The organism is Paenibacillus sp. JMULE4, assembly GCF_013337105.1.
Taxonomy (GTDB): Bacteria; Bacillota; Bacilli; order Paenibacillales; family NBRC-103111; genus Paenibacillus_G; species Paenibacillus_G naphthalenovorans.
Window position 1 is genome coordinate 202829 of the sequence record NZ_SGWF01000018.1, and the last position, 14799, is coordinate 217627.

Consider the following 14799-nt stretch of genomic DNA (forward strand, 5'->3'; position numbering starts at 1 on the left):
CCTATGAACAATACGATAGAACCAACCAAACTACCGAAAAAGACAAAGTCCGCTATGAAGGTCACGCCTAACCTTATGCTGCCCTTGATTATTGTTGTGGTAGCGCTGTTGACGACGATCATTCAACCCCGATTTTTCACTTTGTTCAATTTTCAAAACCTGTTGATTCAGGCTTCCTTTCTGGCTATTTTGGCTTTTGGGCAAACCTTTGTCATGCTGACCAGAAATTTTGATCTGTCCGTAGCTGCCAATGCGGCTATTGTCGGTGTGGTCACCGCGATGACGATAAATCAATACGGAATGGCGATTGGCATCCTTGCCGGTCTGCTGCTCGGGGTAGTCATCGGCTTGATCAATGGACTATTGGTTGCTTATTCCATGGTTCCCTCTCTGATCGTCACCTTGGGTATGATGACGATTCTTAGAGGACTTGGTCTTCTCATTACGAACGGAGAGCCGGTTACCGGGCTTCCTCCTGCTTTCAGAGAAATCGTTGTCAGCTTTATTGGCCCCATTCCGCAAGTCGTGCTGATTGTTTGCGTTTTGCTTGCCGTTTCGTATTATGTTTTAACCCAAACCGTGTTTGGCCGGCACATTTATGCCAAGGGCGGAAATGAAGAGGCGGCGAAGCTTACCGGAATCAATGTTCGCAAAATTGATATTTCGGTTTTCGTCATCAGCGGATTGGCTGCGGCAATCGGCGGAATTCTGCTTGCATCAAGGGTAAATTCCGGGCAGCCGACGATTGCCGAGGGACTGGAGCTGGAGGCCATCGCTGCTGTAGCGATCGGCGCGGTGTCTCTATCGGGGGGAGCGGGAAGCATCATCAACGTTGCCTTCGGCGTCCTTTTGCTGGCTCTTTTAAATAATGTCATGAACTTGATCGGTATTTCTTCTTATGTACAGGACATTGCACTCGGCGTCGTTTTGGTATTGGCAGTCAGCCTCGATCAAATTCGCAGAAGGAAAAAACGTCACCAAACATAAACCGTGCTAAGGGGGAACGGAGAATGATCGGACAGAACAAGAAGAAGACCTTATTGCTAATGGCCATTGTTTTTGCGCTGACTGCTATAGCAGCGGGTTGCAGCCAAGGCGGCGAAACCGCCGAAGGAGGTTCGGCTCCCGCCACTACGCCCGCCGGCACGGCATCCAATGAACCCAGTGTAGTCGATCTTGAACCGGAAGAGGCTCTGAAATGGTATCTGCAGCAGCCAGACCCCGTGCCTAAAGAGAAATATCAAATCGGAGCATCGCTTGTCTATCTATCCGATCCGCTTTGGGTTGGCTTCCAATATGGGATAGAGCAGCAGTTGGAAAAGCTGGGCTTGCCCAAGCCTTACGTTACGGCCGCAGGCGGTTATCATAAGCACATGGAGCAAATTGCACAAGTGGAAGATTTACTCTCTCGCGGTATCGACGGCCTGCTGCTAGGGCCTGCCAATCCTGATGCATTGGTGACTGCGGTAGAGGTGGCTGAAAGAGCAAAAGTCCCTGTCGTCAATTTTGCCGTAGGAATCAATACCGACAAAATTGTTACGGATATTCAGGCGACGCAAGAAATGCTGGGCGCAATGACGGCTGAATACCTGGGCAAGGAAATGAACGGTAAAGGTAAAGTATATATGCTGTCCGGGGTAGCGGGCTCTTCCTGGGCGCTCGGCAGAGAAAAGGGATTTATAGAATACATGCAAAAAAACCATCCGGATATCGAGATTGTAGGTAAACACTACGGTAAAAACGACAGGGCCGAGGGACTCAACGCCGCCCAGGATGCGCTGCAGGCGAACCCCGATATCGATGCCTTTTATGCGGGGGCCGATCTGATTGCGGCAGGGGTGGCGGATGCGATTAAAGCGGTAGGCAAGACAGGCCAAATCAAAGTGGTGACCATGTCGGGAATCGGTAAGGATACGCAGATGCTCATTAAAAATGGCGAAATTACGATGTCCCTGCCTTATCAGGCTGTGGAGCAGGGGAGAATGCTGGTCAACATAATGGTGCGCTATTTGAACGGCGAGAGAAATCTCCCGAAACGGATCGGAGTTCCTGTGGAAACGATCACAAAGGAGAATATCGATCGTTTTGATGTGAACAAGTATTTGGCGCCTGATCATTACAAACCTTCGGTCGCTCAATAAAACCGGAAGCAGCATATGGATTCTCACGGAGGAGGGCGGGAAATGGCTGAAGTATTAAGAGTGGAACAAATCACGAAGCAATATCCCGGGGTTCTGGCTTTGGACGATGTATCATTTGATGTTCAATCGGGAGAAGTCCATACCCTTCTCGGGGAAAACGGTGCAGGCAAATCTACATTGATCAAAGTCATAGCCGGGATTATCACCCCAAATTACGGTAAAATATTTGTTCAAAATGAGGAGGTCCATTTTGACAGTCCGTTGGATGCCATCCGGTCGGGGATCAGTACAGCGTTTCAGGAAGAGGCGCTGTTCCACGAACTCTCCGTCGCAGAGAATATTTTCATGGGCCAGATTCCAAGCCATATGGGGAAAATCAATAAATCCCTCATGATTGAACGATCGGCGGATTTGCTGAAGCAGGTAGGTCTGGACACCGTTCATCCCGACATTCCGGTTAAGCATCTCAATATTGCCACAAGACAGCTGGTCCAGCTGGCGCGGGCCTTTCTGAATAACGCACGGGTTCTTATTTTGGATGAACCGGCTACCGCACTAACCCCGCATGAACGGGAAAAATTGTTTCAGGTCGTACAAAAATTCAAGGATCAGGGCGCGGGAATTGTTTTCGTTTCGCATCATTTGAAGGAAGCATTAAGCATCAGCGACCGCATCACCGTTCTTAAAGACGGCAGGAAAGTCACGACGACACCTGCGGAAGGAATCAACGAAAAACAAATCGTTCATTGGATGGTCGGCAAAGAAATCGGGGATATTTACCCTGCCAAGGAAGTGAGGAAAGGCAAGGTCGTTTACGAAGTGAAAGGGCTATCCTTGTTACCGCATTTTTCAGATGTCGGTTTTCAACTGCATGAGGGAGAAATCCTTGGCATCGCCGGATTGATGGGATGCGGGAAAACCGAGCTGGCCCAGGCATTGTTCGGACGAATGGAGCCGGATAGAGGGTTGATTAAAATAAACGGCGAGGAAACCCGTGTTCACAATACGAAAGCCGCCATTGATAAAGGCATATTTTTGATTCCCGACAACCGGAATGAAGCTCTGTATTTATCCAAATCGATTTGTGAAAATGTCAGCCTGCCTGCGATTCGGAACTATTCCAACGGCGTGAGGATCAACCGGAAAAAGGAAACCGAAGACGTTGAGGAGCTTGCGGGAAGATTGAAGGTACGCGCCGTGAATGTGGATTATCATGTGGATACGTTAAGCGGAGGGAACCGTCAAAAAGTCCTGATTGCCAGAGGGGTGTTTGCTCAAGCCAAAATTTTGATTTTTGTCGAGCCGACACTAGGGGTTGATGTAGGAGCCAGATCTGAAATATATGATCTGATTGCCGATCTTTCCAGAAACGGCCAATCCATTATCGTGATTTCCTCGGATGTTCCGGAGATTGTGGGGATATCCCACAGAGTGCTTGTCATGCATCAAGGAGAGCTGAAGGCGAATCTGGAAGGAGATGAAATTTCAGAATTCCAAATTTTGAATTATATGGTAAGTCGTCAGGAAGAGGCTTCTCGCATGGAATTAACGTTAAATTAACGTTAAGAGAGAGGAAATGAATTTATTTGGCGCATTATACATGTTTCCGGAACAAAGCAGTTGCTATTTTGGGAGGCGCAGAAGGAATTGGAAAGTCGTGCGCCTTTCTATATGCACAACAGCAGGCTGACATTTATTTGGCGGATATTAACGAAGAAAAGAGCATGAAGCTATGCCGGGAGATCAAAGAACGGGGCGGACGGATCACGTATGTTAAAACCGATGCGACCAAACCGGAGCAGGTTCGCAGGTTCGCCGAAATTGCAGGGGATAGCACGGATTTATACGCCGTTATCCATTGTACAGGCGGGTTTACGGGCTATACACCCACGATCCATTTAACCGATGAGGAATGGGATAAAGTCATTCGGCTCAATATGCACAGTATATTCTACAGCTCCAGGGAGTTCGCCAAGCGGATGATGTATTCAAGAAAGGGTTCGTTCGTTAACGTGAGCTCCATAGCAGCCCGCACCGCCCTGAAAAACACGCCGATTCATTATTCCTGCGCCAAGGCTGCGGTTGAATCCATGACAAAAGTTCTCGCAGCGGAACTGGGACCCTATGGGATCCGGGTGAATGCCGTAGCTCCAGGCACAACGAAGACGGATCGCGCTATCGCCGTAAGAGGAGAAGAGGTCATGGACCTGTGGGGGAAAGAGATTCCCCGTGGAACGTTGGCTTCTCCAGAAGAAATTGCTCAGGCCATTGTATTTTTAACCAGTGAAGAGGCTATCCACATCACAGGTGTATGTCTCGATGTCAATGGGGGCCAACTGATCGTGTAGCCCCCATTTTATCAAACTTAACAGGAGGTTCCCATGGATAAAGATTTGCTGACAGAAGCTTATACCATAATGAAGACCATCAGAAGATTCGAAGAGACGTTAAGCGTATTATTCGCCGAGAATTTCATCAGAGGTTCCATTCACTTGTCGATCGGTCAAGAGGCGGTAGCTGCAGGCGTTGGTTTAGCGATGGCGCCGCAGGATAAAATGACCACGACATACCGCGGACATGGACATGTCATTGCAAGAAAAACACCGGTGAAACTGCTGATGGCAGAAATGCTGGGAAGGGAGACCGGGATCAATAAAGGACGCGGAGGCTCGATGCACTTTACTGACGTAAGCCGGGGCGTGCTTGGAGCGAATGCGATTGTGGCCGCAGGACTTCCTCACGCCGTTGGTGCGGCGTACAGCGCCAAATATCTCAAAGAAGATTATGTGACGGTGACGATCTTCGGCGATGGAGCGACGAACCAGGGAGCGTTTCATGAGGCGTTGAATTTGGCCGCCGTATATAAGCTTCCCGTATTATTTGTTTGTGAGAACAACCTGTATTCGGAAATGACTCCGATTGAAGAAATCGTACCGGTCGAGCATATGGCCGAACGCGCGGAGGCGTATAAAATTCCCGCCCATATGGTCGATGCCTACAATGTAGAGGAAGTCTACGAAGTGGCCAAAAGAGCGATTGAAGACATTCGTGCCGGAAAAGGTCCGATATTTCTGGAAATGAAAACGTATAGGCTTGTCGGCCATATGTGCGGGGATCAGGAAGTTTATCGCAGCAGGGAAGAAGTTGCGTCCTGGGCGGCCAGAGATGCGCTGAAGACGGCAGCGGAGAAGCTGTCCCAACTGCAGGTCGATGTGAAAAAGCTGGATGCGTCCATAGAACAGGAAATCGAAGATGCGGTCAAATTTGCCAAAGAAAGCCCTTGGCCGGATCCGAAGCATTTATTTGACGGGTTATATTACGCAGAATAGGAGGAAAATACATATGGCTCAGAAGATGACCTATACTCAAGCGCTCAATTTGGCGATCAAGGAAGAAATGGAACGTGATGACCGGATCGTTTTGTTCGGGGAGGATATCGGCAAACCGGGAGGTGCCTTCCAAGTTACGAAGGGGCTGTGGGAACAGTTTGGATCAGACCGGGTATTGGATACCCCCATCTCGGAAACGGGATTTTTCGGAATGGCGATCGGAGCCGCGCTGACCGGGTTAAGGCCGGTTGTGGAGATTTTATATATGGATTTTTGTGCGGTTGCCATGGATCAGCTGATTAATCAGGCGAACAAATTGACATATATGTCGGGCGGCCAGTTTCCGGTTCCGGTCGTGTTTCGCGGTCAGCAGGGCGCGGGAAGAGGCAACGGTGCGCAGCACTCGCAAAGCTTTGAATCGTTATTTTGTAATATGCCCGGTATAGAGGTCGTGCTTCCATCCAGCCCCAATGACGCTTACGGGTTATTTAAAACCGCAGTGCGCAACAACAAACCGGTCATCTTTCTCGAACATAAATTGCTTTACGGGATAAGGGATGAGGTAGAAGTGGGCGGGGATCCGATTCCATTCGGCAAAGCCAACGTGATCCAAAGTGGCAGCGATGTGACCATTGTAGCGGTATCAAGGATGGTACAGCTTGCCAAAGAGGCCGCCCATCGGTTGCAGGAAAGAGGAATCTCCTGCGAAATTATCGATCCCCGTACGCTGGTACCGTTTGATTTGGAAACCGTGAAGCAATCGGTTCAGAAAACGGGACGGCTTATCGTTGTGGAAGAATCGCACAAATGGGGCTCGATCGGAACATCCATCATCTATGAAGTAATGGAGCAGGTGTTTGATTATTTGGATGCCCCACCGAAATTAATAGGGACGGAGAATGTTCCGATTCCTCACAGCAAGCCGCTCGAGGATGCTGCACTTCCGTCTCCCGAAAAAATTGAGAATGCGGTCTTGTCCCTTGTTTAAGCGAAAGCCATGGACAAAGCGATGTGAAAGGAGGGATTTCCATGCAAATCATCTTACCCAAACTCGGCGCAAATATGGATAGTGCCGTCCTTACCCGATGGTTTAAAGCGGAAGGGGATCCCGTGGAAGCCAATGAAGTGATAGCGGAAGTGTCCACCGATAAAGTGAATATGGAGATTGAAGCCCCCGAAAAGGGCATTCTGATCAAACAATTTTTTAAAGAAGACGATGATGTGCCTGTAGGCGCTGCGATTGCGGAGATTGGAGCCGCAGCGGCGAAGGCGGACGCGCCTCAGCAAGAAGAGCGGAAAGATGTCCAACCGAATAATTCCTTCATCAAAATATCCCCATCGGCCCGCAGGCTGGCCCATACCTTGGGGGTAGATATATCCAAGGTGAAGGGGACAGGTCCCAACGGGCGCATTGTCCATCAGGATATACAAAATTATGCAGAAGCGGCGAATACGGTTGTTGAGGACCGTGAAGAGATTCAACAACCGCAGGCAGAGGATCACAGCCCGCCGCAGCCGCAGAACATGGAAATTTATCAGTTGAACCGCATTGAAGCGATCAGCGGAGAACGAATGCTGCACAGTCTTCAGTCGACGGCACAGCTTACGATGACCAGGGATGTCGATGTTACCGATGCCGTGGCTCTGCTGGAATCGGTAAAAAAGGTCCAAAAGGATAAGATCACCTTTACAGCATTCATCATTTTGGCTGTGGCCAAAGCGCTGCAGATACATCGGCGCTTCAACGGGAAGCTGGAGAACGGGAAGATCGTCATCCCCGCAAGCGTCGATTTGAATGTGGCTGTGGCTACCGACAAAGGGCTCGTGGTGCCGATCATCAAGGATGTACAAAGCAAATCGCTGGCAGCGGTCGCCAGGGAGCTGAACGATATCGTGACGAAAGCCAGAAACTCGAAACTCGAGTCCCGCGATGTGGAGAACGGCAATTTTACGATCACCAATCTGGGAGCGAGTGGAGTCGATACGTTTACTCCTATATTGTATCCCGGCCAAACCGGCATTTTGGGCCTGGGGAGAATCCTGAAGCGTCCTTGGGTAGTAGAAGACCGGATCGAGATCCGTTCTATTCTATCGTTATCACTGACTTGGGACCATCAGGCCGCAGATGGAGCCCCGGCTGCGCAGCTGCTGAAATCGATTGCCGACTATCTGGAGACCCCGGGATTGATGTTGTAACCACCATACGGCATAGGATGAAACCAGGCAGTTAAAGACTTGCCTGGTTTCTGGCCATTTGCGGATTAAAGGGGTGTTATCCATTGCGCATTTGTTTAACCTCAATGCATCGGACACTTCCGTTTTTTTTGAGCAATACCTTCTTCATGGTTGGTGCGGCTTCGCTTCAACAGGTTCGATTATGTTAACCCATATCGTGGTCAGCATTCAATCGATGGCACTGGTACAAAAAACAGAGCTCTCTCGGGATATTTATGATGCTGCAGGCAGCTCCATCCTATGGCAGGCAACATTATCGGGAACGGGTTGGTTGTATCTGTGCTGTCTTCTATTTTATTTCAAAAGTTGGAAAAATATTTAAATAGGAACGGAGGAGTGAAAGATGGCTCTTGAGCTTGATGTCGTGGTGATCGGTGCGGGTCCCGGAGGATATACGGCAGCCATCCGCGCGGCCCAATTAGGTAAAAAAGTGACGGTGATTGAGAAAGAGAATCTGGGGGGAGTCTGCCTGAACGTAGGCTGTATTCCTTCCAAAGCGCTAATCTCGGCGGCTGAAGCCTATCAAAATGTGTCACGCTATCAGGAAATGGGCATTGAAATCGATGCCGATCATGTCAAACTAAATTATGCCAAAGTGCAGAAGTGGAAGCGGAGCGTGATTGACAGACTGACCGGCGGCGTAAGCAGTTTACTGAAAGGACATCAGATTGAATTCATCCAAGGCGAAGCCCGCTTCGTCAGCAAGAACGAAATTGTCGTTACCCATGCAAACGGCTCCGACCATTACCATTTTCAGCATTGTATTCTTGCAGCGGGCTCCCGGCCGATGGAACTGCCCGATTTGCCGTTCAGTCAAAGAGTTCTTTCATCAACAGCTGCATTGAATTTGGAAGAAGTGCCTAAACGGCTGGCCGTGGTCGGCGGCGGATACATAGGAATTGAACTGGGTCAAGCTTTTGCCAAATTCGGCACAAAGGTTACCATTCTTGAGGGCGGAGCCTCCATCCTGCCCGGCTTTGACAAACGTTTAGTAAGCACAGTGAACCGAAATTTGAAAAAGGCGAACGTGGATGTATATACCAAGGCGTTTGCTAAACATTGCTCGGAAAAGAATCATGAGGTCACCGTCACTTTTGAAGCAGCGGGGGAGGAAAAACAACTCACAGCCGATTATGTATTGGTTACGGTTGGACGCAAGCCCAACACGGATCAATTAGGTTTGGAAGCGGCGGGCATACAAGTAAATGACAAAAAATTGATCGCTGTGGATCGCCAGTGCAGAACAAACGTATCCCATATTTATGCCATAGGCGATATTGTTCCCGGCCCTGCTTTGGCACACAAAGCTTCTTATGAAGGAAAGGCAGCAGCGGAAGTGATTGCCGGCAGGGGAAGTGTGGTCGATTACCGTTGTATTCCTGCGGTTGTGTTCTCGGATCCTGAAATCGCTGTGGTGGGCGTATTGGAAAAAGAAGCCAACGACCAAGGGATTGAAACCAGGGTAGGGAAATTTTCTTATGCAGCCAACGGCAGAGCCTTGTCCCTGCATGCAGCGGAAGGATCGGTGATCCTGATTGCCGATAAGAAGGAGGGCGTAGTGATCGGCGCTCAAATTGTAGGTCCTGAAGCATCAAATTTGATAGCCGAGGTGGGATTGGCTATTGAAATGGGAGCGACGCTTGAAGATGTGGCTTTGACGATTCATGCTCATCCAACGCTTGGGGAAATGATCATGGAGGCAGCCGAAAATGCGCTGGGGTTAGGAATTCATTCGATGTAATATAGCTCAAAAGTAAAGATGAAATACGACGCGTCGAGGTGCCCGGAAACGGTGCCTCGACGCGTCGTATGTTAAGAAGATTTCGATAGGATCCCGAAACGGCAGGGTGTAGAGTGAACATACGAAAAAAAGAATTTAAGGCGGCTTTTGAAAACGATTGACTAACATAAGACGTGTACCGTATAATGTACAATGTATACACAAAGAAAAGAAAGTGTGGTTAATGATGCCTAGTTTTAATCTGAAACCCATCGATAAACAAATTACAACCAAAGAGAGAGCATATAACGAAATTAAGGATGTCATTTTAAATGGGTATATTTCTTCAGAAGAAATATTCACGGAGGTGAAGCTGGCCGAACTGCTGAATACTTCTCGCACTCCGGTTCGGGAAGCGCTTCAAGATTTATTAAAAGAAGGCTTAATTGTTACGATTCCCAGAAAAGGGATGGCTGTGCGGAACGTAACGGAAAGCGAAGCCGAACAAATCTTTTTGCTTAGAACCACCATTGAGGGTGAGGTCATTAAGAAATTAACCGAAACGATCACACCTGAGCAATTGGAGCAGCTAAGACAAATTTATCAAAATCAGCAGGAAGCCATGGAGAAGGATGATGAAATTTCATTTATCAGCCTGGACCAAACCTTCCATATCACTTTAACCCGATTTGCAGATTACCACTTGATTGAGCAGGTATTATTGAACTTGCACAATTTATCTCAATTGATTGGTCTGAGAGCGATTAAAAAAAGAAATCGGATGAGGGAGGTTTTATCGGAACACGAATATATTATTCTTTGTATGGAAAAGAAAAATTCGGATTTGGCAGCTAAAGCCATGATCCATCATTTGAGTAAGACCAAGGAATCCTGGAAAAAGTAGATTAAGAAAAACTGGAGATCCGCTGGAAGCTTTTTTCTGTCGGAATCTCTTCAAACCTGATACAGAATTTCTCAGTTCAACTAACGCTTTAGTGAGCTTGAAAATTCTGTATTTTATTAAAATAGTAAAAATGGAAAAATTTGAACATTCTATTTTGTAAGCGTCGTCAATATGGGAAAATATTTGACGTTATTCGACAAAAAATCCAAAAAAACGAGCACATGTGATATAACGTAACATTCAAACGAAAAAAATATTGACAACAAAATCGAACTATATTACTATTTATCCCATAACATAAGTCACTAAGTTAAGATTAAAAACGACAAAATTTTTGTGTATACATCATACAGTGGACGAAATCCTTTCCTATTTTGCTCCAAAGCCCGCTGTTTTATTACACTGTTGATTTATAAAATGCCTATAGATCTGATATTCCAAAAAGGAGAGGAATGCCATGTCAAAAGTTTTAACGGAATTGACTCCCGAAATGGTGGATGCGCTGCAGGGAAACAACATCGTGCTGCTTAATGTAGTTGAGAAGGAAAGCGGGGCTATTTATTCGACGGCTTTGTCTTGGGTGTATGCCGTAAACGCAACAACGATTCGTTTTGCGATCGACGCTAAGTCCGATTTCATCAAAATCATTGAACAAGATCCTGCGGTGCTTTTGAATTTTACTGCTCAAGAGTCCGTATTCTCCTTAACGGGAAAAGCTTCTGTCAAAGTAGCCAAAACCGAAGGGCTGACCTTGAAGCTTGCCTTGATTGAAGTACAGGTAGAAGGAATCAGAGATATTATTTTCTACGGCGGGAAAATCACTACGAAGCTTGAATTTGTTAAAACATATAATGCTGACCTGGTCAAAAAACTCGATACTGAGGTCAAAGAGGCCATCTATAACGCATAATTATCGTTATCAGTGTATACATCATACAGTGTACAAAATTTAAAAATATATTTACCTTCGGAAAGGAAGATCAAAAGCATGAGAAACGGCAAACAATATGTAGAATCTCTGAAGGATAACAGAACCATTTATATCGGGGGAGAGCGTGTAAAAGATGTGACGACCCACCCGGCATTCGCAGGAATCGTGAACACCTTCTCCAAGATGTACGATATGTCCGCCGATCCGGCTAACGGCATGACGTACACAACGGAAGACGGTACGGTTGCCAACAAGATGTTTATGATTCCAAGAAGCAGAGAGGATTTGGCTGCACGCCGTGAGGCAATGTATAAATGGGCGGAAGCCACCTGCGGTTTTGCCGGACGCAGCCCGGATCATGTGGCCAGTTTCCTGGCAGGGTTCGCGAGCCATCCTGAGGTATTCGGCGACCGTGCCAAGTATGTGATTGATTTTTACAAATATGCAAGGGACAACGATCTGTTCGTCACTTACGTCATCATTCCACCGCAAATTGACCGCAGCAAAGCAGCCAACGAACAGGAAGAGAAGTTCCTGCCGGTAGGTGTATACGAGGAAAGAGAAGACGGCATTGTCGTGCGCGGCTCGCAAATGCTCGGCACAAGCTCGGCCGTCAGCAACTATTTGTTCTGCAGCTGCATTACACCGCTGCGTCCGGGAGACGAGGATTATGCGATTTCGTTCGTCGTGCCGATGGATGCACCGGGACTGAAGCTTTATGCCCGTCCCAGCTTCGCAGCCGACAAGCCGAGCACTTTCGATTATCCGTTGTCGACGCAGTATGATGAGAGCGATTCGCTTGTTGTATTTGAGGATGTGTTTATCCCTTGGGAGCACGTATTCGTGTACAAAGACATCGAAGCAACCCGCGCGCAGTTCCACGGAACGCCTGCTCACGTCTTGGGCAACAACCAGGCGCAAACCCGCTTGTCTGCCAAGCTGAAGTTCGTGATCGGCGTGGCAAGGAAAGTAACGGAAATGAACGGTACCGATAAATTCCCGCAGGTTCAGGAGCGGCTTGGGGAGCTGGCGTCGCAAGCGGCCATGGTGGAAGGCATGCTGATGGCCTCGGAATATCAGTGCAGCATCGATAAGAACGGCGTAGCCCGCCCGAATGCGCGTTATCTGTATGGCGTCGTAGGGATGCAGGATACCATTTATTCGTCTGTTATCCGCATCTTGAGAGAATTGGTAGGCGGCGGCGTACTGCAGGTGCCTTCCTCCTATAAGGAAATGATAAACCCTGAAACGAAAGACGACATGAGAAAATATATCCGTTCCTCCACAGGGGCCAAAGGGGAGGAAAAAGTAAAACTGTTCAAATTGGCCTGGGACATTATCGGATCTGAGTTCGGCGGACGCCACCAGCAGTACGAAATGTTCTACAACGGAGCTCCGTTTGTGGTTAAAGGGTACTCGTTCCGCAATTACGGATACGGAGAGCCGGTTGCTATCGTTGACCGCTTCCTGGCAAGCTACGGGCTGCCTGGGAATGAAACGGCAAAAACGGAAAAAGAAATCGAGGTAGGATAATTCCGGATCTGCTTAACAGAAAGGAACTGAGGGCATGAAAGTAGCATCCATTCAATTAGAAATCAAGGACAGCGAAACGAAAGAACAAAGAATCGAACGGGCGGATGGTCTGCTGGATCAGGCCAAGGGCAGCGATTTGATCGTGCTGCCTGAGATTTGGGCTACCGGGTATTTCTCGTTTGACCGCTACAAGGCGGAAGCCGAACCTATGGACGGCCCGTTCGTAAAGCGGTTTTCCGCAAAAGCCAAAGAAATGAACGCGTACTTGTTTGCCGGAAGCTTTGTGGAGAAAGACGGGGATAAGTATTATAACACGAGCGTGTTATTTGACCGGACGGGAGCCATCGTGGGTACGTACCGCAAAATCCATTTGTTCCGCTATGGTTCATTGGAAGGCGAATTGTTGACGCGGGGAGAAGACATTGGAGTCTACGATACCGAATTCGGACGCGTCGGACTCACCACCTGCTATGATCTGCGCTTTCCTGAATTATACCGTAAGCAGGTGGACGCAGGCGCCAAGCTGCTGCTCGTTACATCGGCATGGCCGCATTCCCGCTTGGCGCATTGGCAGCTGTTTAATTCAGCCAGAGCATTGGAGAATCAATGCTTCCTCATCTCTTGCAATTGCGTCGGAACGACAAGAAACGTCTTCATGGGGGGCCACAGCCGAGTTGTGGATCCATGGGGAACGGTTGTCGCATCCGGCGGGGAACACGAAACGATTGTGAAAACTGAAATCCATCCTGAGCAAGTGGACCAAATTCGTGAAGTCTTCCCTTCTCTAAAACATCGCGTTTTATAATGATAAACCCGGGAGGATAGATACAGACATGGAATTTCAGCACGAGAGAAAAATATTAAATTTTGTACCGCAAAGATTGGTTATAGCGGGATATACCAATAAAGACCAGGAAGCGGTCAAACACCATATTGAAGAATTAAAAGAATTGGGGATACCGGCTCCCCGGCAGGTTCCGATGATGTACGACCTGGCGCCGGAATTATTAAGCAATACTGACGTGATCAGCGTTGTCGGCAATGACAGCAGCGGCGAGGCGGAGGTCGTACTGCTGGATATCGACGGCACCTGGTATATCGGTTTGGGCAGTGACCATACCGATCGTGTGCTTGAGGCCGTATCGATTCAGAAGTCAAAACAGGTGTGCGCCAAAATCATTTCCAAGCAATTGTGGACGTTTGAGTCGATTTCCGAACACTGGGACGAGATTGAGCTGAACAGCTGGGTTCAAGTTGACGGAGAAGAAGTGCTGTATCAATCAGGTACGCTTGGCGCCTTTTTGAATCCGATGGATTTGCTTGAATTGGTAAAGCAGCGCGGGTATGACAGCCCTGGTATTGCACTGTATTGCGGAACGCTTCCCTTGAAAACTGAAAAATTTTACTTTGGAGGTATTTTCAAGGCGGAACTTCATGATAAGATAAACAATAGAAAACTTACCATAAATTATGAAACCAAAATTTTAAAGGACTCAGAGGTGGATTAACAATGGCAAAACCGGAACTGGAATTTACCGATTATACGAAATTTGAACAAAAGCCTTTTACCAACGTAAAGGGTCTAAGTGAACGAGTGATTGCGAAGGACCCGGAAACGGGAGTGGCTACACGGATTCTTATCTTCGAACCGGGCACGGACACCACTCCGAACGGTGTGCAAATTCATGATTTTTGGGAAGAGCTTTACGTGATCGAAGGCTCCTTGATTGACCTGACGCTCAATCAGGAATTTACAGCGGGAATGGTAGCTTGCCGGCCTCCGGGTATGAAGCACGGCCCTTGGATATCTCCAAATGGCTGTAAGACGTTTGAGGTACGTTATTATTCCAAAGGCCAATAAAATTCATGCGTGATAAAACCATTTGCAAAAAATGGTCAAAATGATAGAAAAAAAGGCAGCAGGAATGCCGATATAGGTATATAGCAGGTCTTATTGTGAAAATGACGGATTGAAGTACGGACGTGCCTGGCAAAGATTTGCGATT

Annotated in this window: 14 protein-coding genes; all 14 read left to right on the plus strand. The window is 47.9% G+C overall.

Features of this window, described 5'->3' with window-relative positions; translation table 11 throughout:
• Positions 1–3 precede the first annotated feature (3 nt).
• The 14 genes from EXW96_RS21295 to EXW96_RS21360 all read left to right on the plus strand — a co-directional run bounded on the left by EXW96_RS21295 (position 4) and on the right by EXW96_RS21360 (position 14654).
• Positions 4–987, plus strand: a complete 984-nt coding sequence (locus tag EXW96_RS21295) for an ABC transporter permease (protein ID WP_137670367.1) — start codon at positions 4–6, stop codon at positions 985–987.
• 23 nt (positions 988–1010) lie between these two features.
• Positions 1011–2141: a TMAO reductase system protein TorT gene (locus EXW96_RS21300; RefSeq protein ID WP_074728531.1), complete on the plus strand. Its 1131-nt coding sequence runs from the start codon at positions 1011–1013 to the stop codon at positions 2139–2141.
• A gap of 42 nt (positions 2142–2183) precedes the next feature.
• The gene (locus EXW96_RS21305; RefSeq protein ID WP_174351359.1) at positions 2184–3701 is read left to right on the plus strand and encodes a sugar ABC transporter ATP-binding protein; all 1518 of its coding nucleotides are present in this window, start codon (positions 2184–2186) and stop codon (positions 3699–3701) included.
• 26 nt (positions 3702–3727) lie between these two features.
• Positions 3728–4489: an SDR family NAD(P)-dependent oxidoreductase gene (locus EXW96_RS21310; RefSeq protein WP_054817535.1), complete on the plus strand. Its 762-nt coding sequence runs from the start codon at positions 3728–3730 to the stop codon at positions 4487–4489.
• Between the two features lie 33 nt (positions 4490–4522).
• Positions 4523–5470 carry a thiamine pyrophosphate-dependent dehydrogenase E1 component subunit alpha gene (locus EXW96_RS21315; protein WP_062409758.1) on the plus strand — a complete coding sequence of 316 codons (948 nt, stop codon included), beginning with the start codon at positions 4523–4525 and terminating at the stop codon, positions 5468–5470.
• 13 nt (positions 5471–5483) lie between these two features.
• Positions 5484–6458, plus strand: a complete 975-nt coding sequence (locus tag EXW96_RS21320) for an alpha-ketoacid dehydrogenase subunit beta (protein ID WP_062409757.1) — start codon at positions 5484–5486, stop codon at positions 6456–6458.
• Between the two features lie 41 nt (positions 6459–6499).
• Entirely contained in the window at positions 6500–7666 is a 1167-nt protein-coding gene (locus tag EXW96_RS21325) for a dihydrolipoamide acetyltransferase family protein (RefSeq protein WP_074728527.1), read from the plus strand.
• A 382-nt stretch (positions 7667–8048) separates the two neighbouring features.
• The gene (gene lpdA / locus EXW96_RS21330) at positions 8049–9446 is read left to right on the plus strand and encodes a dihydrolipoyl dehydrogenase (protein WP_174351360.1); all 1398 of its coding nucleotides are present in this window, start codon (positions 8049–8051) and stop codon (positions 9444–9446) included.
• 223 nt (positions 9447–9669) lie between these two features.
• Entirely contained in the window at positions 9670–10329 is a 660-nt protein-coding gene (locus EXW96_RS21335; RefSeq protein ID WP_054817543.1) for a GntR family transcriptional regulator, read from the plus strand.
• A gap of 457 nt (positions 10330–10786) precedes the next feature.
• On the plus strand, positions 10787–11239 hold the full coding sequence (locus EXW96_RS21340; protein WP_062409754.1) for a PNPOx family protein: 453 nt from the start codon (positions 10787–10789) through the stop codon (positions 11237–11239).
• A gap of 78 nt (positions 11240–11317) precedes the next feature.
• Entirely contained in the window at positions 11318–12793 is a 1476-nt protein-coding gene (locus tag EXW96_RS21345) for a 4-hydroxyphenylacetate 3-hydroxylase family protein (protein ID WP_054817545.1), read from the plus strand.
• A gap of 34 nt (positions 12794–12827) precedes the next feature.
• Entirely contained in the window at positions 12828–13598 is a 771-nt protein-coding gene (locus EXW96_RS21350; RefSeq protein WP_054817546.1) for a carbon-nitrogen family hydrolase, read from the plus strand.
• A gap of 28 nt (positions 13599–13626) precedes the next feature.
• Positions 13627–14301 carry a DUF2848 family protein gene (locus EXW96_RS21355; protein WP_174351361.1) on the plus strand — a complete coding sequence of 225 codons (675 nt, stop codon included), beginning with the start codon at positions 13627–13629 and terminating at the stop codon, positions 14299–14301.
• Positions 14302–14303: 2 nt separating this feature from the next.
• Positions 14304–14654: a cupin domain-containing protein gene (locus EXW96_RS21360; RefSeq protein WP_062409752.1), complete on the plus strand. Its 351-nt coding sequence runs from the start codon at positions 14304–14306 to the stop codon at positions 14652–14654.
• Positions 14655–14799: the final 145 nt, after the last annotated feature.

Bases quoted from the DNA above. Each gene is read 5' to 3' on its own strand.
- EXW96_RS21345 (WP_054817545.1), top strand. From the start codon at position 11,318: ATGAGAAACGGCAAACAATATGTAGAATCTCTGAAGGATAACAGAACC.
- lpdA (WP_174351360.1), top strand. From the start codon at position 8,049: ATGGCTCTTGAGCTTGATGTCGTGGTGATCGGTGCGGGTCCCGGAGGA.
- EXW96_RS21350 (WP_054817546.1), top strand. From the start codon at position 12,828: ATGAAAGTAGCATCCATTCAATTAGAAATCAAGGACAGCGAAACGAAA.
- EXW96_RS21315 (WP_062409758.1), top strand. From the start codon at position 4,523: ATGGATAAAGATTTGCTGACAGAAGCTTATACCATAATGAAGACCATC.
- EXW96_RS21325 (WP_074728527.1), top strand. From the start codon at position 6,500: ATGCAAATCATCTTACCCAAACTCGGCGCAAATATGGATAGTGCCGTC.
- EXW96_RS21340 (WP_062409754.1), top strand. From the start codon at position 10,787: ATGTCAAAAGTTTTAACGGAATTGACTCCCGAAATGGTGGATGCGCTG.
- EXW96_RS21360 (WP_062409752.1), top strand. From the start codon at position 14,304: ATGGCAAAACCGGAACTGGAATTTACCGATTATACGAAATTTGAACAA.
- EXW96_RS21300 (WP_074728531.1), top strand. From the start codon at position 1,011: ATGATCGGACAGAACAAGAAGAAGACCTTATTGCTAATGGCCATTGTT.
- EXW96_RS21305 (WP_174351359.1), top strand. From the start codon at position 2,184: ATGGCTGAAGTATTAAGAGTGGAACAAATCACGAAGCAATATCCCGGG.
- EXW96_RS21295 (WP_137670367.1), top strand. From the start codon at position 4: ATGAACAATACGATAGAACCAACCAAACTACCGAAAAAGACAAAGTCC.
- EXW96_RS21335 (WP_054817543.1), top strand. From the start codon at position 9,670: ATGATGCCTAGTTTTAATCTGAAACCCATCGATAAACAAATTACAACC.
- EXW96_RS21355 (WP_174351361.1), top strand. From the start codon at position 13,627: ATGGAATTTCAGCACGAGAGAAAAATATTAAATTTTGTACCGCAAAGA.
- EXW96_RS21320 (WP_062409757.1), top strand. From the start codon at position 5,484: ATGGCTCAGAAGATGACCTATACTCAAGCGCTCAATTTGGCGATCAAG.